Annotated in this window: 19 protein-coding genes and 1 tRNA gene; 8 read left to right on the forward strand and 12 right to left on the reverse strand. The window is 41.3% G+C overall.

Annotated elements, in window-relative coordinates; all coding sequences use genetic code 11:
• The first annotated feature begins 195 nt into the window (after nucleotides 1–195).
• Nucleotides 196–1,896, forward strand: coding sequence for a SulP family inorganic anion transporter (locus D0T50_RS09105; protein WP_163223214.1), 1,701 nt, complete (start codon nucleotides 196–198; stop codon nucleotides 1,894–1,896).
• 406 nt (nucleotides 1,897–2,302) lie between these two features.
• Here the strand turns inward: D0T50_RS09105 and upp are convergent, their stop codons facing one another.
• A complete protein-coding gene (gene upp / locus D0T50_RS09110; protein WP_163223215.1) occupies nucleotides 2,303–2,956 on the reverse strand; it encodes a uracil phosphoribosyltransferase in 654 nt (217 codons plus the stop codon).
• 261 nt (nucleotides 2,957–3,217) lie between these two features.
• On the opposite strand from upp, the gene pckA reads away from it, so the two are divergent.
• Nucleotides 3,218–4,804, forward strand: coding sequence for a phosphoenolpyruvate carboxykinase (ATP) (gene pckA / locus D0T50_RS09115; protein WP_163223216.1), 1,587 nt, complete (start codon nucleotides 3,218–3,220; stop codon nucleotides 4,802–4,804).
• A gap of 582 nt (nucleotides 4,805–5,386) precedes the next feature.
• Here the strand turns inward: pckA and D0T50_RS09120 are convergent.
• A complete protein-coding gene (locus D0T50_RS09120) occupies nucleotides 5,387–6,760 on the reverse strand; it encodes an aminopeptidase P family protein (RefSeq protein WP_163223217.1) in 1,374 nt (457 codons plus the stop codon).
• Nucleotides 6,761–7,145: 385 nt separating this feature from the next.
• Between D0T50_RS09120 and D0T50_RS09125 the strand changes: the two genes are divergently transcribed.
• Together D0T50_RS09125 and cysK are read left to right on the forward strand one after the other, a co-directional pair.
• Nucleotides 7,146–7,988, forward strand: coding sequence for a LytTR family transcriptional regulator DNA-binding domain-containing protein (locus tag D0T50_RS09125; RefSeq protein WP_163223218.1), 843 nt, complete (start codon nucleotides 7,146–7,148; stop codon nucleotides 7,986–7,988).
• Nucleotides 7,989–8,006: 18 nt separating this feature from the next.
• Nucleotides 8,007–8,945, forward strand: a complete 939-nt coding sequence (gene cysK, locus D0T50_RS09130; protein ID WP_163223219.1) for a cysteine synthase A — start codon at nucleotides 8,007–8,009, stop codon at nucleotides 8,943–8,945.
• A gap of 3 nt (nucleotides 8,946–8,948) precedes the next feature.
• Here cysK and buk read toward each other — a convergent pair whose 3' ends face one another.
• Both buk and D0T50_RS09140 read right to left on the reverse strand, forming a co-directional pair.
• Entirely contained in the window at nucleotides 8,949–10,010 is a 1,062-nt protein-coding gene (gene buk, locus D0T50_RS09135; RefSeq protein WP_163223220.1) for a butyrate kinase, read from the reverse strand.
• A 7-nt stretch (nucleotides 10,011–10,017) separates the two neighbouring features.
• Nucleotides 10,018–10,926 carry a phosphate acyltransferase gene (locus tag D0T50_RS09140; RefSeq protein WP_163223221.1) on the reverse strand — a complete coding sequence of 303 codons (909 nt, stop codon included), beginning with the start codon at nucleotides 10,924–10,926 and terminating at the stop codon, nucleotides 10,018–10,020.
• A 339-nt stretch (nucleotides 10,927–11,265) separates the two neighbouring features.
• Between D0T50_RS09140 and D0T50_RS09145 the strand changes: the two genes are divergently transcribed.
• The 3 genes from D0T50_RS09145 to D0T50_RS09155 are packed head-to-tail and all read left to right on the forward strand — an operon-like array spanning nucleotide 11,266 to nucleotide 13,653.
• Entirely contained in the window at nucleotides 11,266–12,183 is a 918-nt protein-coding gene (locus D0T50_RS09145; RefSeq protein WP_163223222.1) for an LD-carboxypeptidase, read from the forward strand.
• Nucleotides 12,184–12,234: 51 nt separating this feature from the next.
• Nucleotides 12,235–13,221 (forward strand): M28 family peptidase, encoded by a 987-nt coding sequence (locus D0T50_RS09150; RefSeq protein ID WP_163223223.1) that lies wholly within the window; start codon nucleotides 12,235–12,237, stop codon nucleotides 13,219–13,221.
• Nucleotides 13,222–13,230: 9 nt separating this feature from the next.
• On the forward strand, nucleotides 13,231–13,653 hold the full coding sequence (locus D0T50_RS09155; RefSeq protein WP_163223224.1) for a SufE family protein: 423 nt from the start codon (nucleotides 13,231–13,233) through the stop codon (nucleotides 13,651–13,653).
• A 4-nt stretch (nucleotides 13,654–13,657) separates the two neighbouring features.
• Here D0T50_RS09155 and D0T50_RS09160 read toward each other — a convergent pair whose 3' ends face one another.
• The 7 genes from D0T50_RS09160 to D0T50_RS09190 form a co-directional block, all read right to left on the reverse strand.
• Nucleotides 13,658–13,867, reverse strand: a complete 210-nt coding sequence (locus D0T50_RS09160) for a helix-turn-helix transcriptional regulator (protein WP_163223225.1) — start codon at nucleotides 13,865–13,867, stop codon at nucleotides 13,658–13,660.
• Nucleotides 13,868–13,877: 10 nt separating this feature from the next.
• Nucleotides 13,878–14,537: a DUF2975 domain-containing protein gene (locus tag D0T50_RS09165; protein WP_163223226.1), complete on the reverse strand. Its 660-nt coding sequence runs from the start codon at nucleotides 14,535–14,537 to the stop codon at nucleotides 13,878–13,880.
• Nucleotides 14,538–14,547: 10 nt separating this feature from the next.
• Nucleotides 14,548–15,192 (reverse strand): DUF2975 domain-containing protein, encoded by a 645-nt coding sequence (locus tag D0T50_RS09170; protein ID WP_163223227.1) that lies wholly within the window; start codon nucleotides 15,190–15,192, stop codon nucleotides 14,548–14,550.
• Between the two features lie 4 nt (nucleotides 15,193–15,196).
• Complete coding sequence (locus D0T50_RS09175; protein WP_163223228.1) at nucleotides 15,197–16,021, reverse strand: CPBP family intramembrane glutamic endopeptidase; 825 nt, start codon at nucleotides 16,019–16,021, stop codon at nucleotides 15,197–15,199.
• Between the two features lie 37 nt (nucleotides 16,022–16,058).
• Nucleotides 16,059–16,550 (reverse strand): DUF3836 domain-containing protein, encoded by a 492-nt coding sequence (locus tag D0T50_RS09180; RefSeq protein WP_163223229.1) that lies wholly within the window; start codon nucleotides 16,548–16,550, stop codon nucleotides 16,059–16,061.
• 378 nt (nucleotides 16,551–16,928) lie between these two features.
• A complete protein-coding gene (locus D0T50_RS09185) occupies nucleotides 16,929–17,942 on the reverse strand; it encodes a 2-oxoacid:ferredoxin oxidoreductase subunit beta (protein WP_163223230.1) in 1,014 nt (337 codons plus the stop codon).
• A 1-nt stretch (nucleotide 17,943) separates the two neighbouring features.
• Nucleotides 17,944–19,797 carry a 2-oxoacid:acceptor oxidoreductase subunit alpha gene (locus D0T50_RS09190; RefSeq protein ID WP_163223231.1) on the reverse strand — a complete coding sequence of 618 codons (1,854 nt, stop codon included), beginning with the start codon at nucleotides 19,795–19,797 and terminating at the stop codon, nucleotides 17,944–17,946.
• Between the two features lie 225 nt (nucleotides 19,798–20,022).
• Between D0T50_RS09190 and D0T50_RS09195 the strand changes: the two genes are divergently transcribed.
• Nucleotides 20,023–20,094, forward strand: a tRNA-Arg gene (locus D0T50_RS09195).
• Between the two features lie 57 nt (nucleotides 20,095–20,151).
• Here the strand turns inward: D0T50_RS09195 and secDF are convergent.
• Entirely contained in the window at nucleotides 20,152–23,112 is a 2,961-nt protein-coding gene (gene secDF, locus D0T50_RS09200) for a protein translocase subunit SecDF (protein ID WP_163223232.1), read from the reverse strand.
• Nucleotides 23,113–23,158: the final 46 nt, after the last annotated feature.

Here is a 23,158-nt window from a genome sequence, read left to right on the forward strand (position 1 = left end):
AATTAGTAGTTCCACTTCCTAATAACAAAACAAAGGTATAAATTGCTCAGCAGAACAACTCTTTTTTTTAATTAATAAAGTTTATTAGCAAAATAGATTTTATCTATAAGGACAAAAAGAGATTGCGTTTAGCATACTTTGTGTTTCTTTTTTACCTAAGTTTGCACTCAGTTTTAAACAGTTATACGTATTGAGATGGATACACAAAAAGTCTTTGCGTTCAAGCCCAGGTTGTTTTCTACGCTTAAGAACTACTCTAAGGAAACATTTATGTCCGACCTCATGGCGGGCGTTATTGTAGGAATTGTAGCACTTCCATTAGCTATCGCCTTTGGTATTGCTTCGGGTGTATCGCCCGAGAGAGGAATCATCACTGCTATTGTTGCCGGCTTTATTATCTCTTTTCTGGGAGGTAGCAAGGTGCAGATAGGTGGCCCTACGGGTGCGTTTATTGTTATCGTCTACGGCATTGTGCAACAGTATGGCGAAACGGGACTGATTATTGCTACTATCATTGCCGGAGTTATGCTACTGTTGTTAGGTCTCTTCAAACTGGGAGCTATCATTAAATTTATTCCCTACCCTATCATTGTAGGCTTTACCAGCGGTATCGCACTGACTATCTTTACCACACAGATTGCCGATATATTCGGGTTGAACTTTGGCGGCGAAACCGTTCCTGGCGATTTCGTTGGCAAATGGATACTTTATTTCCGTCATTTCGATACCATTAATTGGTGGAACACAGTGGTAAGTATCACCAGCATTCTGGTTATTGTTTATTCGTCCAAACTCTTTAAGAAAATACCCGGATCGCTCATTGCCATTGTACTGATGACAGTAGTGGTTTACTTACTGAAAACCTTTGCAGGCATCACTGTGATTGATACCATTGGCGATCGCTTTACTATCCAATCAGAGCTTCCTGCGGTAGAAGTCCCCGCGATGGACTGGGAAACTATTCGCGGACTATTTCCTGCCGCTCTTACCATTGCTATACTGGGTGCTATTGAATCCCTGCTCTCGGCAACTGTTGCCGACGGTATGATTGGCGATAAACACAACTCCAACACCGAGCTTCTGGCACAAGGTGCAGCGAATATTATTGCGCCGCTATTTGGTGGCATACCGGCTACCGGCGCAATAGCCCGTACAATGACAAACATCAATAACGGTGGAAAGACTCCCGTTGCCGGAATCATACATGCAATAGTGCTTTTATTAATCCTTCTCTTCCTGATGCCGTTGGCACAATACATCCCCATGGCTTGTCTGGCGGGTGTACTTGTTATTGTATCCTATAATATGAGTGAGTGGCGTACATTCAAAGCGTTACTACGTAACCCCAAGTCGGATGTAGCGGTGTTGCTCACTACATTCTTACTTACGGTTATCTTTGACCTGACCATTGCCATTGAAATAGGCTTGGTTATTGCCTGTCTGCTCTTTATGCGTCGCGTTACCGAAACCACCGAAATATCTGTACTGAAAGATGAAATCAATCCCAGCGAGGAACTCGATATGGATATTAACAAGGATGAGAATCTACAAATTCCTAAAGGCGTGGAGGTGTACGAAATTAACGGTCCTTACTTCTTTGGCATCGCCAATAGATTCGAGGAACAGATGATACTTTTAGGAGACAGACCTGCTGTACGCATCATTCGTATGCGACGCGTACCATTTATCGATTCTACCGGTATTCATAATCTTACAAACTTAATCAAGACCTCAAGAAAGGAAAAAATAACCATTGTACTTTCGGGTGTAAACCAAGCAGTACACGAGGCGTTGGAGAATTCTGGTTTCTATCAGTTGATGGGAGAAGAAAATATTTGCCCCAATATAAATAAGGCACTAGAAAGGGCAAAGGAAATTATGCAGGAGGATAATTAGGCTGATGTATAATCTTATTCGAATACATATTTCTTAACCCAATAGCTTCATATACCCTCCAAATGCCGTTCTACGAAATAGGTCTTCACATTCACAAATCGCTGTAAGTTTATGATAGTGAGTTAGTTATGTGTGAAGACCCCCTCTTTTATCCTTCACAGGGTCTTCACAGGCAATTTTCCGACTGTTTTTGTACCAAGAAAACACTGAGAAACAGGTCGAAAACCAGTCAGAAGTGAAGCAAAAACCAGTCAGAAAAAAGACAATTGCTTAAAAGTGTGTTTTGTCAGCCATAGTTTCATCTCCCGTCAGCCTATGGCTCATGACCTGTCAACCATAGGCTCATGACCCGTCAGCCATAGGCAGATGGTGCGTCAGACTATGGCAGAATTAATTTCGCCAACGCCTATTCCTTCTCTCCGTACGCCAAGTCGCCTGCATCTCCAAGGCCAGGCACAATATACGAATGGTCATCTATCATAGGGTCGATAGCAGCACACCAAATAGTGGTTTTATCTTCGGGGAAAACAGTAGCAATATGCTTTACCGCCTGTTCGCTGGCAATAACTGCTGCCACATGAATCTCTGCCGGTTGCCCTTTGGTAAGCATAGCCTGATAGGTAAGTTCCATAGAACCACCCGTGGCTAACATAGGATCGGTAATAATCAGTATTTTATTATCTATGCGAGGCGAAGCGATATATTCAATATGAATATCAAACTTCAGCGTGTCCTTATATTTACGGTATGCCGAAACAAAAGCATTCTCGGCATAGTCAAAATAAGAAAGAAATCCCTGATGGAAAGGAACACCTGCCCGGAGAATAGTACTTAGTACTAACTTAGCATCCGACAACCGGGTAGGTGCAACACCAAGCGGAGTCTGAATATCTCGCGTCTCGTATTGAAATGTTTTGCTTATTTCATAGGCCATAATCTCCCCTATCCGTTCAATATTGCGACGGAAACGAAGGCGATCGCCCTGTATATTAACGTCTCTGATTTCGGCGATATATTGATTTAATACCGAGTTTGTATCCGACAAATTAATTATTCTCATAACATTTTGTTCTTTAAGTTCAGGGGTAAAGTGTTACAAAGGAACAAATTATATTCGATTTTGCAACATTCACTTTGCAGATATTGTTATCTAAACATAAATCGTCTTTCATTAAAGAAAAATATCCATAATCAGACTTTTGTTTCAAAGATAAAACGCTACTTTTGTATCCGGTTTACTAGGGCGCTTTTGGTAGCCCGGTAATAATAAGGTAAAAAAAGAGAATATAGTAATAAAAACTCAATCATTAATTGTTAAAAGATGGGAAATTTAGATTTAAGCAAGTATGGTATTAGTGGCAACATTGAAGTTGTTCACAACCCTTCTTACGAGCAGCTTTTTCAAGCTGAGATGGATCCTGCAAACGAAGGATTTGAAAAAGGTACATTGACTAAAACCGGTGCGGTTTCTGTTGATACCGGCAAATTTACAGGTCGCTCTCCTAAAGACCGTTACATTGTTAAGAACGCTGCTTCGGAACAAATCTGGTGGGATGGTAACATCAATAAACCAGTAAACGAAGAAGTTTGGGATTACTGCAAATCATTGACGCTGAAACAACTTAATACTGCCAAAAAACTGTATGTAGTAGATACATTCTGCGGAACAAACGAAGATACTCGCATGAAGGTTCGCTTCATCATGGAAGTAGCATGGCAAGCACACTTTGTTACCAACATGTTTATTCGTCCTTCTCACTACGAATTGAACAACTACGGTGAACCCGATTTCGTAGTACTCAACGCCTCTAAGACTACTAACGACAAGTGGAAAGAACAAGGCTTGAACTCTGAAGTATATGTTATCTTCAACCTTGCAGAGAGAGTACAAGTTATTGGCGGTACTTGGTACGGTGGTGAAATGAAGAAAGGTATGTTCTCTATGCAGAACTTCTACTTGCCATTGAAAGGCATTGCTTCTATGCACTGCTCGGCAAACGTAGGCGAAGAAGGCGATGTAGCTGTATTCTTCGGTCTTTCGGGAACAGGCAAAACAACTCTTTCGGCCGACCCAAAACGTTACCTGATTGGTGATGACGAACATGGATGGGACGACCACGGAGTATTTAACTACGAAGGTGGTTGCTATGCTAAGGTTATCGACCTGAGTGCAGCACAAGAACCAGACATTTGGCGTGCAATTCGTCGTGATGCTCTATTGGAAAACGTTACTGTAAATGCTGACGGAACTCCCGACTTCTCGAAAGAGGCTTCAAAAACAGAAAACACCCGCGTTTCTTACCCAATCTATCACATCAACAAGATTGTACTTCCTTCTAAAGCTGGCCACGCAAGCAAGATCGTTTACCTTTCTGCTGACGCATTCGGTGTATTGCCTCCGGTTTCTATCTTAGATGAAAACTCGGCTCAATATCACTTCCTTTGCGGTTATACTTCTAAATTGGCTGGTACAGAACGTGGTATCACAGAACCCGTACCTTCATTCTCTCCTGCATTTGGTGAAGCATTCTTGACGCTGCACCCAACAATGTATGCTAAGACATTGGTAGGCAAAATGAAAGAACATGGTGCTAAAGCATACTTGGTAAATACTGGTTGGAACGGAACAGGAAAACGTATTTCGTTGAAGAATACACGTGCTATCATTGATGCTATCATTGATGGTTCAATCGAAAAAGCGGAAACAATCAATATTCCTATCATGAACTTGGTTGCTCCTAAAGCGCTGAACAATGTAGACGAAGGTATCCTTGACCCACGCGACACTTATGCTGACAAAGCTGAGTGGGAAGCTAAAGCGAAAGACCTTGCCGGACGTTACATCAAGAACTTCGAGCAATATCTTCCAGAAGGAGCTAACTTGATTCCTTCAGGTCCTCAATTGTAATCAAATAGACATTTTGAGATAAATAAGCAAAAGCGGCTCCATTACGGAGTCGCTTTTTTGTTAAAGGAGCTAGGCTTAGTTCTTATTTTGCCACTGCATCAGCAAATGTTTGCCAGTGCGTTGGCTAAGTTGTGCCAATGCGTTGGCAAGACTGTGACACCGCGTTGGCAAAAGCTTGCCAACGCACTGGCAAAAAATAGGCAAAGAAGAACAAAAACACAGTACTGATGAAAACAGAAAAGGCGACTCCATTACCGAGTCGCCTTTCTTCGTTAAGGTGGGTTTAGGCTTATTTTTTCTTCTCAAAACAAGAATCTCTTGTGCAAAGCCTCTTTTCTGAACCCCATAAGTATCACTGCTATAATTATGCAGGGATAAAGTACACAAAAGAATAAAAGCGCAATTCCTTTTTTCATAATAGTTATTGTTTCTATGTAGCTAATACTAAGGTTTGGTATAGTGCTTATTAAACAATTTTGATTGTTTTTTAGTTCACAAGGCAACCTGCAAAAACGTATTGTTTATTAGGTTTTATTATGAAAATGAAAGAAAAAGGGAATTACTGCATGACAAACGATTTTTTTATCGCAAAGCCTCCACCTCCTCTGGTGTTAGCGGTATTTTCTTACCCAACCGACGGGCGCCATCGCTCGTAATCAGGTAATCTTCCTCATTACGAATACCACCGAAGTCCTTGTATGTTTCCAATAAGTCATAATTGATAAAGTTGGTAAACTTATGTTCGCCTTTCCACTTATCAATCAGCTCGGGAATGAAATAGATGCCCGGTTCAATGGTAAGTACAAATCCCGGTTCGAGCATTCTTGCCAATCGGAGCGATTTCCGGCCAAACTGTGTGCTCTTCGGGCGACCATCATAACCTACCCATACCTCGCCCAGATTCTCCATATCATGTACGTCGAGTCCCATCATGTGTCCCAATCCATGCGGATAGAACATAGCATGTGCCCCTTCGCGAACAGCTTCTTCGACATTTCCCTTCATTAATCCTATTTCTTTCAGGCTCTCAACCATAATCTTGGCCGATAAATCGTAAACACTTTCGAACGTTACACCCGGACGAAGCGCTTTTACTGCTTCAACATGCATCCGGTTCTGTATTTCGTAAATCGCGCGTTGACGTGATGTAAATGTTTTGTCGGCAGGAATGGTAGAAGACATATCGCCCGCATACCCCATTTCGGTTTCGGCTCCGGCGTCTATCAGGAACAAATCGCCCGATTTTATCGTATTTCCGTGATAGTGATTATGCAGTGTTTGTCCATTAATGGTAGCAATAGTAGGGAACGAAAGATTTCCACCAAGCGTCAACGAAATGCTTTCCATCAAACCGGCTATTTCGTACTCTTTCATGCCTGGGCGTATAGCTTTCATAGCGGCAATATGCATATCTGCAGTAATGTTACAAGCCTTCTCTATTTCTACAATTTCTTCGGCAGATTTGTAGTTACGCTGATTCACAACCGCTTTAATAAACGGAATTGAACCATTCTGCGCCGCAATAGGTAAGTTGAGCCATTCCATCAATTTTATGTTATGCTCCGAACGATATGGAGGAAGATAATGAATTTCCTGACCACTCTTTATGGCTTTACTCAAATAATCGGTCAGCGAAGCGGAAGGAAGCGTTTGAATAATACCTACTCGTTCTGCTTTCTCTTTTAGCGTGGGTTGTGCACCCATCCATACAATGCTGTCAATGGTAAGCTCATCGCCAAAGATGATTTCTCTATCTTCGTCTATGTCGATAACAGCAGATAATCCGGCAAATGATAACCCGAAGTAATAAAGAAAGGTGGAATCTTGTCGATAACGAAAATTATTATCGGCATAGTTCAAACCTGTTTCATCATTGCCTAAAAACAATAAAACCCCCGACCCTACGGATTTTTTTAACGCGGATCTACGTTGTACGTACGTTTCTTTTGAGAACATAATGGTCTATTTTTAATTGTATATAGAAGCTGTTTAAAATTCCACAGAATAAAAGAACAAGCTAATTCAAAAAAGCTTCTAGACAAATGTAGTGAAAAGAGGGGAAAGGAGAGGAAAGGAATAAGAAAAAATATTCCCGGAACCTCCGTCCGGTTTAGGTTAAAAGACGTTTTAAACTGAAAATGTGCAAGTAAACAGGCTCCGGGGTATTTTTTCTTAATTATGATACAAATTAAAGCGGTAAAAGTTATTTTGTCAAATTTATGGTTTACTCACCCCAAAGAAGGGGCGAAAAGTGCTATTTAGGGGTAAAAAAACGTATTCAGGGACGAAAGTAAATGGTAATAATGTTATATTTGTCACGAATTTAGTCTAAAGAGGCAGTATGTGGAATCAAAAGATACCTAACTTTATTTTGGAGAAAAGGGTAATAGTTCGACTTATCCTTTTAACCGCTTTATTCGCCTTGGTGTTTATCAATCTCTATAAACCTTTTGAGTCTTCGAATTGGTATCCTGTATCCGATTTTAAATTCTTTGTTTTCTCCAGTCTTATTATACTCACAGGTGTTCTTGTTGTGGTAATTAGTAGAATTATTATGTACTACTGGGGGAAACGACATACTATAAACGTTCGTCAATATGTGATATGGATTGTATTGGAACTTTTTTCCATGTCTCTCTTCTATACAATCTATACATTGTCGCTAAACCCGGAGCGCGAATGGTTGTCTGTTTTCAAAAGCTCATCTATCAATACGGCGTTAGTGTTATTGCTCCCTTATTCGGCGTTGCACCTATATTTTTTATATAGAGACAACCTGCTGAAGTTACAGCAAATGGAAGGAGAAAGAGGAGATGCAGGTAGCCAGAATAACGTTTACTCTTTTTACGACGAACGGAATGAGCTGCGTCTTTCTGTTCATAAAAACAATTTGCTCTATATTGAGACTGCCGATAACTACGTCAATATTTGGTACATGAACAAGGATCATCTTACCAAGTTTATGCTTCGCAACTCGTTGAAGTCTATTGAAGAAAGGATGCGAAACTCGACCGTTCTTCGTTGTCACCGTTCGTACATGGCCAATTTTGCGCTGGTAAAGGTTATTCGTAGGCAAAACGACGGAATCTATCTGGAGTTTAGCATAGGTGGCGTACCCGACATTCCCATATCAAAAAGCTACAGCGAAAAGATTACGCGGTGGTTTATGACCTATTCTTCCTAATACCCTCTTATTATTGTTATGAAAAAAATAGCAAACACTCTGACTGACCTCATTGGTCGTACTCCCCTATTGGAGCTAAAGAACTATGCGAAAAGTAGAAATCTGAAAGCTACGTTAGTAGCCAAACTCGAATACTTTAACCCCGCAGGAAGTGTGAAGGACCGCATTGCATTGGCAATGGTAGAAAATGCCGAATCCAAAGGGTTGCTTACTCCCGGTTCAACAATTATAGAACCTACCAGCGGCAATACTGGAATAGGCTTAGCGTTGGTATGCGCCACTAAGGGCTATCGCCTAATCTTGGTTATGCCCGAGAGTATGAGTGTAGAACGTAGAACACTCCTTAAAGCATACGGTGCCGAGCTTGTACTTACTCCCGGCGCCGAAGGAATGAAAGGAGCGCTCAACAAAGCCGATGAGCTAAACAGAGAGATAAAGAACTCCATTATTTTGCAGCAATTTACCAATTCTGCCAACCCTGATGCTCACGTGCGTACTACCGGAGAAGAAATATGGGAAGACACAGATGGCAATGTTGCCATTTTTGTAGCTGGAGTAGGTACAGGAGGAACGGTAAGCGGTGTGGGCAAAGCGTTGAAAGCACACAACCCACAAGTTAAAATTGTTGCTGTTGAGCCTGCCGAATCGCCTTTACTTTCGGGAGGAAAAGCTGGCGCACACAAAATCCAAGGGATAGGGGCCAATTTCATTCCTGCTAATTATAATCCCGAAATAGTGGACGAAGTAATGCCTGTGCCCGGTGATGAAGCCATTCGCACAAGTCGTGAACTTGCAACAAGAGAGGGATTACTTGTTGGCATCTCTTCGGGAGCTGCAGTTTATGCAGCGACACAATTGGCTATGCGCCCCGAAAATGAGGGTAAGCTGATAGTTGCACTGCTTCCTGACGGAGGAGAGCGTTATTTGTCTACCTCACTGTACAATACTGCTGAGTAATTATCAGCAGTACGTTTTTATTTCCAAATCGCCTTTTAATGCCGCCAAGGCATTTTCTGCAAGTGCTTGCAACTCATCTTCACCCGGATAAACGTGAATAGGAGCAAGAAAAGAAATGTAGTTTCGCAGTGCCGACGTAACATATTCGCTATAGGCTATTCCACCTGTTAGTAAAATGGCGTTTACCTTTCCTTTTAACACGGCGGCAGCACCTCCTACGGCTTTGGCCACATTGTATATCATAGCATCCAACACCAGTTGAATACGTTCGTCGCCCTCTTCAATACATTTCAAAATCAAAGGGATATCGGTAGTACCAAGGTGTGCTGTTAGTCCGGCACGTCCGGCAATAAGCTTTTGCAATTCCTCTTCGGTGTACTCGCCACTGAAACAAAGCTTGATAAGTTGCCCGGCCGGGAGTGTTCCTGCTCGCTCGGGCGAAAATGGGCCTTCGCCATCGAGTGCGTTATTTACATCAACTACACGCCCCTCGCGGTGAGCTGCTACAGAAATTCCTCCGCCCAGATGGCAAACGATAAGGTTTAACTCTTCGTACTTAACACCTTGCTCGGCAGCATGTCTACGGGCAATGGCTTTATGATTCAGCGCATGAAAGATGGAGAGATGTGGTAAAAAAGGTAAACCCGTAACTCGAGCTATTTCATCCAGTTCGTCAACCACAACGGGGTCGGCAATAAAAGAGCGGCAACCAGGTATCATGCCTGCAAGCTCGGCGGCTATGAGTCCGCCCAAGTTGGATGCATGATTACGTTTGGCATGCAATAAGTCGTGTTTCAACGCATCATTTACCTCGTATATACCACCAGGAATAGGTTTCACCAATCCGCCCCGACCAATTACCGCATCAAAAGTAAGCGAATTGTTTTGTTCCTTCAAAGCAGTAAGCACCAACTCTTTTCGGAAAGCATATTGGTCAATAACCGAAGGATATTTACTCAATTCATCGACCGAATGACGAATAGTGCGTTCCATTATGAGTTTTTCATCCTCATAAACGGCAATCTTGGTAGAAGTAGAGCCTGGATTAATAGCTAAAATTCTCATCTGTGTATTATTTGCTGGTTAAACAAGCCATGGCGATACTGTAATATTTAGACAAGCCCGAATCACTTCGCGAAGGAAGTACTACCGGACAGACAGGGCCTTGCAGCAAACCCGCCATTTCGGCTTTCGCGAACAAAGATACAGATTTATAAAATGTATTTCCTGCTTCTATGTTAGGAAATATCAACACATCTGCTTCACCGTTAATAGGAGATGCTATTCCTTTGATGTCACCACTTGCCTTCTCGCAGGCGGTGCGTACATCGAGCGGACCATCTATAATAACGTTACCAAATTCGCCGGCTTCGGCAAGTTCCACAATATTCACATAGTCGAGCGAGTTCTGGAATTTGGCACTTACCTTTTCAGAAAAGTGTATCAACGCGACGCGTGGCTCCTTAATTCCAAAACTATGGCAAGTACGTATGGCATACCAAATCATCTCAATACGCTGTTGGAGCGAAGGGCGAGGTACTACCGCTGCATCCGAAAAGAACAATAACTTGTCGTATGTAGGAATTTGCACCACCGACAGATGTGTCAGTACTTTTCCTTTCGGGAGTAATCCTTTTTCTTTGTCGAGGATGGCACGCAACAGGTTATCTGTATTGATAATTCCTTTCATCAATACATCTGCTCCGCCTTCGCGCACAATACGTACAGCTTCCCGAGCAGCTTCATCGGGATTCTCAATGTGGATAAATTTCACATGGTCAGGGTAGTTGCGCAAGGTGGGATACTTATTCAGAATGGCCGAATCGCCAATCATCAGAAATTCTGCTATACCTTCCTCAAGCGCGCGTGCAATGGCATACTCCGTATTAGGGTCATTGGCACATACAACGGCAATACGCTTCCTTATTTTAAGGGATTTTAGGTGTTCCGTCAGTTCATCAAAACTACGTATAGGCTTCATAATGATATATTTTTTAGCAAAAATGAGAAAAAACTATGAGATTTCAAACAGGTTTTCCACATAATTACGGTCACTTAAGTAACATTTTAATAGTTTAGCCGGTGGTGGAATTAATTTATTCGCACATCAACCCCCTCCGTCAGCCATAGGCGCATCTCCTGTCAGCCATAGGCGCACGACTCGTCAGCCATAGTTTCACGACCCGTCATCCATAGGCACACGATCACTCGTCCATAGGCGCACAATCGCTCAGTCATAAATTCAAAAGCAGTTTCTAAAAATAATTCAAAAATTACTGTACTTTTGTTCAACTAATAACTTTCTTAATCGATTGGATGCATGAAGCAACTTATATTTCCTCCATTTTTGGTACCTGGCGATAAAGTAGCCATTGTTTCGCCCTCGGGCAAATTTGATAAGAACCTGCTTAAGGAGGTAAAAAAGCATTTGGAAATGTGGGGGTTAAAAGCCGTGTTGAGCAAAAATGCAGGTGCGGAATCGGGAACCTATGCCGGAACAAGTAAGCAACGCCTTGCCGATTTTCAGAAGGCGATGGACGACAAAGAAATCAAAGCCATATTCTGTAGCCGGGGTGGCTACGGTGTGGTACATATTCTCGACCAATTAAACTTCGACAAGTTCAACGAATCGCCCAAGTGGTTAATGGGATTTAGTGATATAACCGCTCTGCACCTGTTATTTCAGTCGCACGGTTATGCCTCTATCCACTCGCTTATGGGGCGGCATCTCTGTATGGAAGAGATAAACGACCCATGTTCCATGTACCTTAAAGAGATGCTTTTCGGTCATTTGCCTCAGTACTCGCTGAAACCACATAAACTCAACCGTTCCGGAACTGCAAAAGGAATACTTTATGGCGGAAATATGTCTGTCTTCAACGGTTTACGTGCCACTCCCTACGACTTTCCTGCCGAAGGTACTATTCTCTTTATAGAAGATGTTGGCGAACGTCCGCATTGCATTGAACGTATGCTCTATAACCTGAAACTTGGTGGTGTATTGAATAAGTTGTCAGGGATGATTATCGGACAATTTACCGAGTTCGACGAGGACAAATCGCTTGGCAAGGAACTTTACGGTGCTATAGCAGATATACTGAAGGAGTACGACTTCCCTATTTGCTTCAATTTCCCTGTAGGACACGTAACGAATAATGTACCGTTGATTTGTGGTGCCGAAGTGGAAATGGATGTTAATAAGAAAGTAGTAACTCTGAATTTTGCCGCACACAAGTAATGCGCTCGTAAATTATTTCGTACTTTTGACACATAAATATCAAAAGCAGAGATGAAGATAAGAATGTTTTTGTTGCTCGCAACCGTAGCGATTTTAGCTGCCGCCTGCAAAACCAACAATAAATCAAGGGAAAGCGTAGAACCCTACATCGCACCGGTTGCTGTGCCCAATTTCAATGCCGATAGTGCTTACGCTTTTGTACAGCAACAGGTAGATTTCGGTCCACGAGTACCCAATACCAAGCAACACGTAGCCTGTGGCGAATTTCTTGCCAGCCAACTTGCCAAATATGGCGCCACTGTTACCAATCAATACGTTGAACTCATTGCCTTTGACGGTACTATTCTTAAAGCCCGAAACATTATCGGCTCATATCAACCGGAAAACAGAAAACGAATTCTGCTCTTTGCACATTGGGACACCCGCCCGTGGTCGGATGCCGACCCCGACGAAAAGAACCATCACAAACCAGTGCTGGGAGCCAACGATGGTGCAAGTGGCGTGGGGGTGCTTTTAGAGGTAGCACGCCTTATCCAACAAAATGCCCCTGCACTGGGTATTGACATTATCTTCTTCGACGCCGAAGACTATGGCGCTCCACGTTTTCACAAAGGCGAACATAAGGACGAATATTGGTGCCTCGGCTCACAATATTGGGCGCGAAACCCACACGTAGCCAACTATAATGCCCGCTTTGGTATTTTGCTGGATATGGTAGGAGGTAAAGAGGCTACTTTCCATAAAGAGGCTTACTCCGAGCGTTATGCTAAAGACATCAACCGCAAAGTATGGGACAAAGCACGTGCATTGGGTTATGGAAAAACCTTTGTAGATGCCCGTACGGGAGGTGTTACCGACGATCATTGGCCTGTTAATGAGTTCGCTCGTATCCCAAGCATCGATATCGTTCCTCATGATGACGTATATAGCTTCGGCAACTTCTGGCATACCGTGAACGATACTATGGATAACATTGACCGCACTACCCTTAAAGCAGTAGGACAAACAGTTCTTGCTGTTATTTACGAAGAAAAATAAACCAAAAATATGACTATCAACGAGAAACAAGAAGAGATAATCGCCGAGTTTAGCGACTTCGACGATTGGATGGATCGCTACCAACTGCTCATTGACTTGGGTAGTGAACTGGCACCGCTCGATGAACAATATAAAACCGAGCAGAACCTTATTGAGGGTTGTCAAAGCCGTGTCTGGTTACATGCCGATTACCAAGAGGGAGTCATTAACTTTCGTGCAGAAAGTGACGCGGTGATTGTAAAAGGAATTATTTCACTGCTAATCAAAGTGGTTTCAGGACATACGCCCGATGAGATACTCAACGCCGATCTCTATTTCATTGACAAAATAGGATTGAAAGAGCACCTATCTCCTACCCGAAGCAATGGACTACTCTCTATGGTAAAACAAATGCGGATGTACGCACTGGCATTTAAAGCAAAAGGAGCATAAAAAATTATTCTTCTTCCTGATACTCCAGAATATCGCCGGGCTGACAATCTAGTTCCAAGCAAATAGCTTCGAGTGTAGAAAATCTAATAGCCTTTGCCTTTCCTGTTTTCAAAATGGAAAGGTTGGCGGGTGTTATATCTATTTTTTCGGCAAGCTCACTCAATGAAATCTTCCGGCGAGCCATCATGATATCTAAATTTACTATTATTGGCATGTCATTAGATTTAAATGGTTAATTCTTGCTCTTCGCGTAGCTTTAAGCCAAAAGCAAACACTTCGGCTATCAGTAAGACACCCAGTCCGGGTATGAGCGAATAGAAATCCCACATATCGATAGTGAGTTTGTATTTCTCTAACTCAATAAGCGCCAACTGCTGTTTGTAATATATATAGTTGTGAAGCGCAATGGCTGCAAACTGAATAAGCATAGAGTAACCCATTGTGCGCAGTTTAACAACATTACTCCAATCGAAAATAATCGATTTGTTGATGGAAACAATGAATCTGATGAAGACGATTAGCTGCAACAGTGCCATAGCACCAGCGATAAGGCCAAACAGCATACGGAATATATATACTCCGGAGAATTCTTTGGCTTCTTTTACTTTCATAACAACCTCCCTGTACTGAACAGGAATCATCTCTGCTGTTTTTTCATTATAGATGCTATCCGAATAGAGACCATATTCCTTTGGTAAGAGCGTAATGAATTGCTCAGCAGGTCCGTTTGGATCATAATTATAATCTTTCGATTCGCCGGCAGCATCCCATCCCGTCGTAACTCCCCATACAAAATCGTGCCACTCAAGTACAACGAAGTTAACAAACGACCCGACGATGGCTACAAAGATAAGGACGCAAATAATATTTATTTTTGTTTTCATAAGGTTTCAATTAAATAGTGAGTTCCTGGTCTTCTTTCATCTTCAAACCTACAGCAAATACTTCGGCAATGATTAGAGAAGCAATACCCAAAATTAAACTTGTAGTAGTGATTAATTCACTGAAGTCCAGCATATACCCTTTGATGCTAAGCACGCCTTTAAGCAACGTTTCGGTAAGCAAAATAGGAACTAAGTTGGATACAAAATAGAGAATAAGCATATAGCCTACCCAACGAATACGCGAAATATTTTTCCAAGTGAAGATATCCGATCTATTAACCGAGACAACCAAGAGGATAAAGAATATAATGGCAGTAACCATTGCGATAAAACTGAGCAATGAAAAAATGACCAACATGATGGGATAGCCCGAACCTGCATTGGCATCTATACTTACAGCAAGCAAACTATACGAGGCAGGAAGGTAAGTATCTGTTTTTTCGTTGTAAACAGAATCGGCAAGGAAGTGCTCTGATTTTGGCATAAGTCCTACCGAATGCATGTTGTACACACGCTGAAGAAGTTCTTTGTTTTTTGTTTTGCCGATATCCATTCCTAAACGCAAAGCCCTTCCGGAACTATAGCCACTTTGATAGGTAGAATATCCCAAAACTAAGAAAATTAATACGCACAGTATGTTTAATCGCTTTTTCATGGTATTAGTAATTATTGTTATCTTCTATAATTTCTTCTTTCTTTATTGCCCAGAATGTTGTTGTTGGTTGTTTTGCCATGCGCCATAATACGCCTACAAAAGCAATCAGCGCAACAACAATGATGATGGTATAAGTGCCTTCGGGAACTAGCTCTCTTACATATTCAACCTCAGGATAGTTTATTCCCAAATAGACCGATAAGCTATTGTTCAACACATGAATGATAATACACGGGATAAGGCTTGCTGTTTTATAATAAAGCCAACCCAGTATTAAGCCAATCAGTGTAGCCGAAATGATTTGTGGCGGATTTAGATGAAACACTCCGAAAATAAGAGCCGAAATTAGTATCGCTTTCCAAGGCGTAAACTTGCGCAGCAAAATGGTAAGTATGGCTCCTCTGAAGAGTAGTTCTTCGAGCACCGGTCCAAAAAATGCTATCGCTGATGCACCCAGTACACCCTCTTGCATAGCATTAAGCGCGTCTTTGGTAAAATCGGGTATCTCGGGCAGGTATTGAAACATAAAATCTTCCAAGGAAAGAAATGTAAAGTAAAGAACTACCGTACCTGCTATGTATAAGAAAGAGATGGGCGACCACGTTACTTTCTCAGTACTGATAAGCTTGTTTCTCCATAGGTAGATGGTCATAAACAAGATGGAAATAAGCAGTGTAAGTGGCATTGATTCGTTCTGGATATTATCCATCACTCCCGTCAGGTCGCTCGAAGAGAGAAGATACGGAATGGCACATAGGATAAGTGCAATTATACCACCTAGTATTTGGAAGGCATAATAAAGCAATACGAGTCCGATTGATTTTCCCATTTGTTGTTTATTATTTCAGAGTGCAAAAATAGGGATATTATTTAATAGCTAAATAGCTTTGCGCCAACAAATGGTGACTTATCTGCCAAGACTGCGAAGCTAAATCCCAGCAATAGGCATGGTAAGTAATGAAATCATTTTGGATGTTTTTTCCATAAATTACTTTTTGGCAATTGGCAGAAAAGTTACCTTCTTTATTGTCCCAAAGAGCATACTCAACAATGAACGAATTTGCTTGCTCGGTGAAGTTCAATACATAATAAGGAGACCATGTTTCTTTTGCACTATTCCAACGGAAAGCTTTCTTTTCAATTACGTTGCCATTCGCATCTTTTTGAAACTCATATTTCAACTTACGGGTAAGATATTTGCCCGACTTATCAAGTGTATATACCGTTTCGGTATTACCGTCTTGATTGTACACAAAGTTACTGCTTGTCTGTGCTTTTGCAGAAGAACTACATAAAAACATTACTACCATGGAGATGGATACTACTAGTAGTGTTACGCTCATAAATGACTTTTTCATGACTATTCTTTTTTAATTTGGTTTGTTATTCAATAATTATTTATCGTTATTCGATATGCAAATTAAAATAGTATTTTTTAAACAGCCAAACAATTTATCGAAAAACAATAAAAAAAGTTTGTTTTTCGATGTTTTTTATCCGTTTTTCGGTTTTTAGGCGTTCTATTTCCGTTAGAACGCTTAAAAACCGACTGAGTTTTGTGCAAGAACTCAGTGAGAATTTTTAAAAACTCAGTGAGATATGAGGCAAAAAACAGTGAGAAACCAAACAGAATACAGTGATATTTTTGAGTAGCATAAAGAGTTTGCCATTTAAAACAACAAAAAGGGATACACCAAATGGCGCATCCCTTTTATAAAACAATAAAAATTATACCGTTATTTCACTTCCCATGTTTCGCCTGCCAATAAAAGCTCTTCCAAAGTGCGAGCTTTCTTTTTAGCGCGAACTTCTTCTATCTGCTGATATACACAACTATCATAAGTTGGTGCATCAACATCGCGGATTACTCCAAGTGCAACAGGAAAATCGGGACCTTCCATAAGAGCCAACTTCAGATGCAATGTAGCATCTTCGCAGTGCGCATCGTGTACTAAAAGGTCTTTTTCTGTAATTCCATTTTCTCCAATCTTCACGACTTTCAAGCCAAATCCTTCTTGCATCAAGCCGAACTCGTTATTTTCTCCGAAGATCATTGGTTCGCCTTGTTTCAGGTATATGGCATTCTTAGCACGATCTGCTTTAGTAGCAAGTCTACTTTGCGAGCCATCATTGAAGATTACACAGTTTTGAAGTACTTCTACAACAGAAGTTCCTTGATGTTTTGCCGATGCAATCAATACCTCAACAGAAGTTGGACCATCTACGTCTACACAACGAGCAAAGAATCGACCACGTGCACCAAACGCTAATTCTGCCGGACGGAAAGGATCTTCTACCGTTCCATATGGAGAAGATTTTGTTACCATACCACGAGGCGAAGTAGGCGAGTATTGCCCTTTTGTTAAACCATAGATTTGGTTATTCAAAAGCACAATATTTATATTTACGTTACGACGAACCGCATGAATAAAGTGGTTACCTCCGATAGCCAAGCCATCGCCATCACCTGATATTTGCCAAACGCTTAGTTTCGGGTTGGCAACTTTCACACCGGTTGCGATAGCTGCGGCACGTCCGTGAATGGTATGGAAACCATATGTATTCATATAATAAGGTAGGCGCGAAGAACAACCAATACCCGAAATAACAGCAGTATTATGTGGTTCAACACCTATATCGGCCATTGCTTTATGCAAAGAGTTGAGTAAAGCATGGTCGCCACAGCCCGCACACCAACGTACTGGTTGCTGGCTTTTATAATCTTTTGCAGTATATACAGTTTCGCTCATCTTACTTTTCCTCCATAATTTTAGTAAACTCTTCAACCAGTCTTAATACATTAAATGGTTGTCCTTTTACACGGTTAAACTGACGAATATTCACTTCTGGAACCCTGTCGCGCAGAATAGCGGCAAACTGCCCTGTATTTTGTTCTGCCACTACTACTTTTTTGTATTTACCCAGCAGTTCGGCAGTGTTCTTTGGAAGTGGATTGATATATTCAAAATGAGCTAATGCCACTTTCTTTCCTTGTTGTTGCATCAGTTCGATGGCAGAGTGAAGGTGTCCGTAAGTTCCTCCCCATCCTACTATCAACAAATCAGCATCTTTATCTCCTTGTACTTCCTGAGCAGGAATACAGTCGGCAATCTTTTCAATTTTAGCTTTACGAGCTTCAGTCATTTTCTGGTGATTAGCCGAATCAGTAGAAATAACACTTGTATTATAATCTTTCTCTAATCCACCAATACGATGTTGGAAACCTTCTGTACCCGGAACAGCCCAGTAACGCACCTTAGAGTCTTCATTGCGTTTGTAAGGTTTCCAGCCTTCTTGCATTTCTTTCGTTACATACGGAGGATTAATTGCCGGATAATCCTTCAACGAAGGAATTTTCCATGCTGCAGCACCGTTTGCTATATAACCATCTGTTAGAAGAACCACCGGAGTCATGTGTTCTAATGCTATTTTGCAAGCCATATAGGCAGCATCAAAGCAATTAGTAGGCGAAGTTGCTGCCATCACTACCAACGGGCTGTCACCGTTACGTCCGTAAACAGCTTGCAATAAATCCGATTGCTCACTCTTAGTCGGCATACCAGTAGAAGGACCACTGCGCTGTACATTTACCACAACTAATGGAAGTTCGGCAATAACAGCAAGATTGATTGCTTCACTTTTCAGGCAGACACCTGGTCCAGAAGTCGTTGTTACTGCCAATCTACCTGCAAATGAAGCACCGATAGCGCTACAACAACCCGATATTTCATCTTCACATTGTACAGTTACAACGCCAAGTTCTTTATATTTAGAAAGATAATGCAGAATATCTGTTGCCGGTGTTATAGGATAAGAGCCAAGGAAAAGCGGAAGACCAGCTTTCTCGGCAGCGGCAACAAGTCCGTAGGCAGTTGCTAGATTTCCATTTACATCGGTATAGAATCCTTTTGCTTTTGGTTCTTTTGATTCAATACGGTAAGTAGACACAGATGCGTGTGTATTATGTCCATAATTGAAACCATCGGTCAATACTTTCACATTTGCATCGGCAATAACCGGCTTTTTAGCAAATTTCTCTTTCAACATGTGCACCGCATAGTCCAAGGGGCGATTAAACAACCAACAAGTTAGCCCCAGTGCAAACATATTTTTACAACGAAGAATTGATTTATTATCCAATCCGCTATCCTTCAAACTCTCTTTACACATGGTAGAGATAGGAGCATCAATAACTTGATTGTTAATACCTAATTCTTCAAAAGGATTGTCTGTTTCAAACAGTGCCTTCTCAAGATCTTTTTTAGAGAACGAATCCGAATCAATAATAATAATTGATTGTGGTGTAAGAAACTTCACATTGGTTTTTAACGCAGCGGCATTCATTGCCACAAGAACGTCACATTTGTCGCCCGAGGTATATACCTTTTTCGCACCAATGTGTGTTTGAAATCCAGAAACACCACTTAAAGATCCTTGCGGAGCGCGTATTTCAGCGGGATAGTCAGGAAATGTAGATATATCATTTCCCAATACGGCCGAGAGGTTGGAGAAAATGCTTCCAGCTAACTGCATGCCATCGCCTGAGTCTCCGGAAAACCGTACTACTACTTCCTCCAATTCTTTTACCATCAATTTGTCTGCCATAATAAGTGTAAATTAAAATGTTCTAGCCCATTTAGAGATTTAGAAGGGTTAAATAATTAGGGCAAATTTCGGAAAGTTATATGACTTTGCAAAATCTTTTCCGGCTAAACTGGTCAAGAAACTCAATATATCTTTTAAACACGCAAATATCACTCACAAGTTGGTTTTAGGCTGTATATTATTGCAAAATCAAGAGAATAAGTTATCTTTGCAATCCATATCGTTGGCCTTGTAGTTCAACGGATAGAATAGATGTTTCCTAAACATTAGATAGGGGTTCGATTCCCCTCGAGGCTACAAAAAAATCCCCGTCCTTACTAGTAAGAACGGGGATTTTTGTATAGAATGATATACTTATGCTTCTTCTTTCTTTTTAGCCATCAACATATAAGCAATAGGAGATGCAATGAATAATGAAGAGAGTGTTCCGAAGATAACCCCAAGAATCATTGCGAACGAGAAACTACGAATAGAATCTCCACCCAGAACAAAAATACAAATAAGTACTATTAATGTACTCAAAGAAGTGTTTATCGTACGGTTCAACGTAGAGTTCATCGAGTCATTGAATAATATTTTCTTTTCACGTTTTGGGTATAGTCCGAAGAATTCGCGAACACGGTCAAAGATTACTACCTTGTCATTGATAGAATAACCAATCGCAGTAAGTATTGCACCGATAAATGTTTGATCAATTTCTAACGACATCGGTAGAATTCCCCAGAAAATAGAATATACACCTAAAATCATTAAGGTATCACTAATCAAAGCAACAACCGAGCCAACACTATATGCGATGTTACGGAAACGGAACAAGATATATAGGCCGATTGCTATCAATGAGAATAATACTGACCAAAGTGCAGAAGTTTTAATATCATCGGCAATACTTGGACCTACTTTCTGTGAACTAACAATACTACCACCGGTGTGGTTATCACGATCGATAAATGTAGCCAGTGAAATATTTTCTGTAAGCAGCGGTTTCAACGCTTCATATAGATAAGCTTCAATTTCTGAGTCTACTGTCGCCGAATTTTCTTCAATACGGTAGTTGGTGCTGACACGAACTGTTTTCTTGTCGGTTCCGATTGCGATAACGCTTACGTTAGCATCTCCAAATTTATCTGCGATAAGTTCACGGGCTGTTTCGGGTTCAACTGGATTCACAAACTGCACCTTGAAGTTACGTCCACCGGTAAAATCGATACTTTGACTTAATCCGCGAATAGCTAACGAGCCAATGAAAACAAGCGAGATAATACCAACAAGGGTAAGCCATTTCTTAGAGTTAGCAATAAAATTATAGTTTGGATTGATAAACCAGTTCTTAGATACCGGAGAGGTAAATGTAAGGTTCAACAACTTATCTTTATCCATGAAGTATTCGTAAACTATACGTGTCAAGAATACCGCAGTGAGGAATGACATAACAAGACCAATCATTAAGGTTGTAGCAAAACCACGAATAGGACCTGTACCAAAATTAAATAAGATAAGACCTGTGATAAGCGAAGTTAAGTTCGAGTCGAAAATAGCAGAGAATGCATTTGCGTAACCATCGGCTAATGCTTTCTTAATACCTTTCCCACTTCTTAATTCTTCCTTGATACGTTCGTAAATAAGCACGTTAGCATCTACTGCCATACCTAGTGTAAGCACCATACCGGCAATACCCGACATGGTAAGTGCTGCCTGGAATGAAGCAAGTACTCCTAATGTAAAGAAGAGATTAATAATCAGCGCACAGTTGGCAATTAGGCCCGGGACAACCCCATAGACCATCATCATGTAAATCATCAACAAGACAAGCGCCACAGCAAATGACATCATACCAGCTTTAATAGATTCGGCACCCAGTGAAGGACCTACGATATCTTCTTGTACGATACGAGTTGGAGCAGGCATTTTACCCGACTTCAATACGTTTGCTAAGTCTTTTGACTGTTCAGGAGTAAAGTGTCCTGTAATTTGCGAACGACCACCGGTGATTTCTCCATTTACATTTGGAGCAGAGTATACATAACCATCCAACACAATAGCGATTGATCTATTTATGTTTTGCTTGGTCAACAACGCCCATTTCCTAGAACCTTCGGTATTCATAACCATACTTACAGATGGTCTGCCATATTGGTCAAAGTCATTTACTGCATCAACGATAACATCACCTTCAAGTGGTGCTCTACCGTTGCGTTCTGTAACTTTAATAGCGTACAATTCGTATAGATTGTTTTCAGCATCCACCGGAGAAACACCCCATTTCAAGCGAAGATCGCGAGGTAGTTCATCCGAAAGTTCTTTCATGGCAAGCAATTTATTAACCTCTGCGGTATCTCTTGCAACAGCCCAGCCGGCAACAGGACCACCTGAAGTGTTGATCTGAAGAATTGAGCGCAGTGGTTGCTCTCTTTTCAACTGAGCCATATTTACAGTTTCGCTTTTGGCATCATCTTGCAATACAGCCGCCAAGATGCTATCGCGCGCTGAAGTTGAAGCAACTGGTTCTTCTGTCTTAACTTCTGCAGCGGGTTCATCATCATGCGAAAGAACAGTACGAAGTTTAGCATCCCCAGCTCTCAAGTAAGAAGCTACTTCGTTTGCACTATATGTTTCCCAGAATTCAAGATTGGCAGAACCCTGAAGCAATTTTCTAACACGCTCTGGTTCTTTAATACCCGGAAGTTCGATCATAATACGACCCATACGGTCTTCAAGACGTTGGATGTTAGGTTGAACCACGCCAAAACGGTCTATACGAGTACGAAGTACATTGTATGAGTTGTCAATCGCAGCTTGTATTTCTTCTCTCAATATACGTTCAACTTCAGAGTCGGTTGATTTTTGATTAACTTTATCTTTGAGTTTTTGGGTTGCAAATAATTCGGAAAGACGACCATTCGGAACGAGTTTACGATATTCTTTAGCGAAGATAGATACGTAATCGTCTTGACTTGTAGCTTGCAACTCAGTGGCTGAAGCTAATGCTTTGTTGAACGCTTCGTCTGGTTTGTTGTCTGCTAATGCTTTCACTACATCTGCTACAGACACTTCCAGCACCACATTCATACCACCTTTTAGGTCTAGTCCAAGACCAATTTCCATCTCACGAACATCTTTCAACGTATAATTCCACAGCCAAATTTTCTTATTGGCCATAGAGTCCAAGTAGTGCTGCTCTTGCGCCACATCTCCGTTTCCATATTCTTTAGACTTACTTACGTAGTGATTGCTCACAAACGTAAAAGAAAGATAGAATAAACAAACAAGCGTAAGCAGTAGAGCGAAAACTTTTACAATTCCTTTGTTTTGCATTTTACTATTATTTATTATTATTATTCTTTAATTTGATTATACGTAT

The organism is Bacteroides sp. 214 (genome assembly GCF_010501015.1).
In the GTDB taxonomy this organism is placed as follows: Bacteria; Bacteroidota; Bacteroidia; order Bacteroidales; family Bacteroidaceae; genus Bacteroides.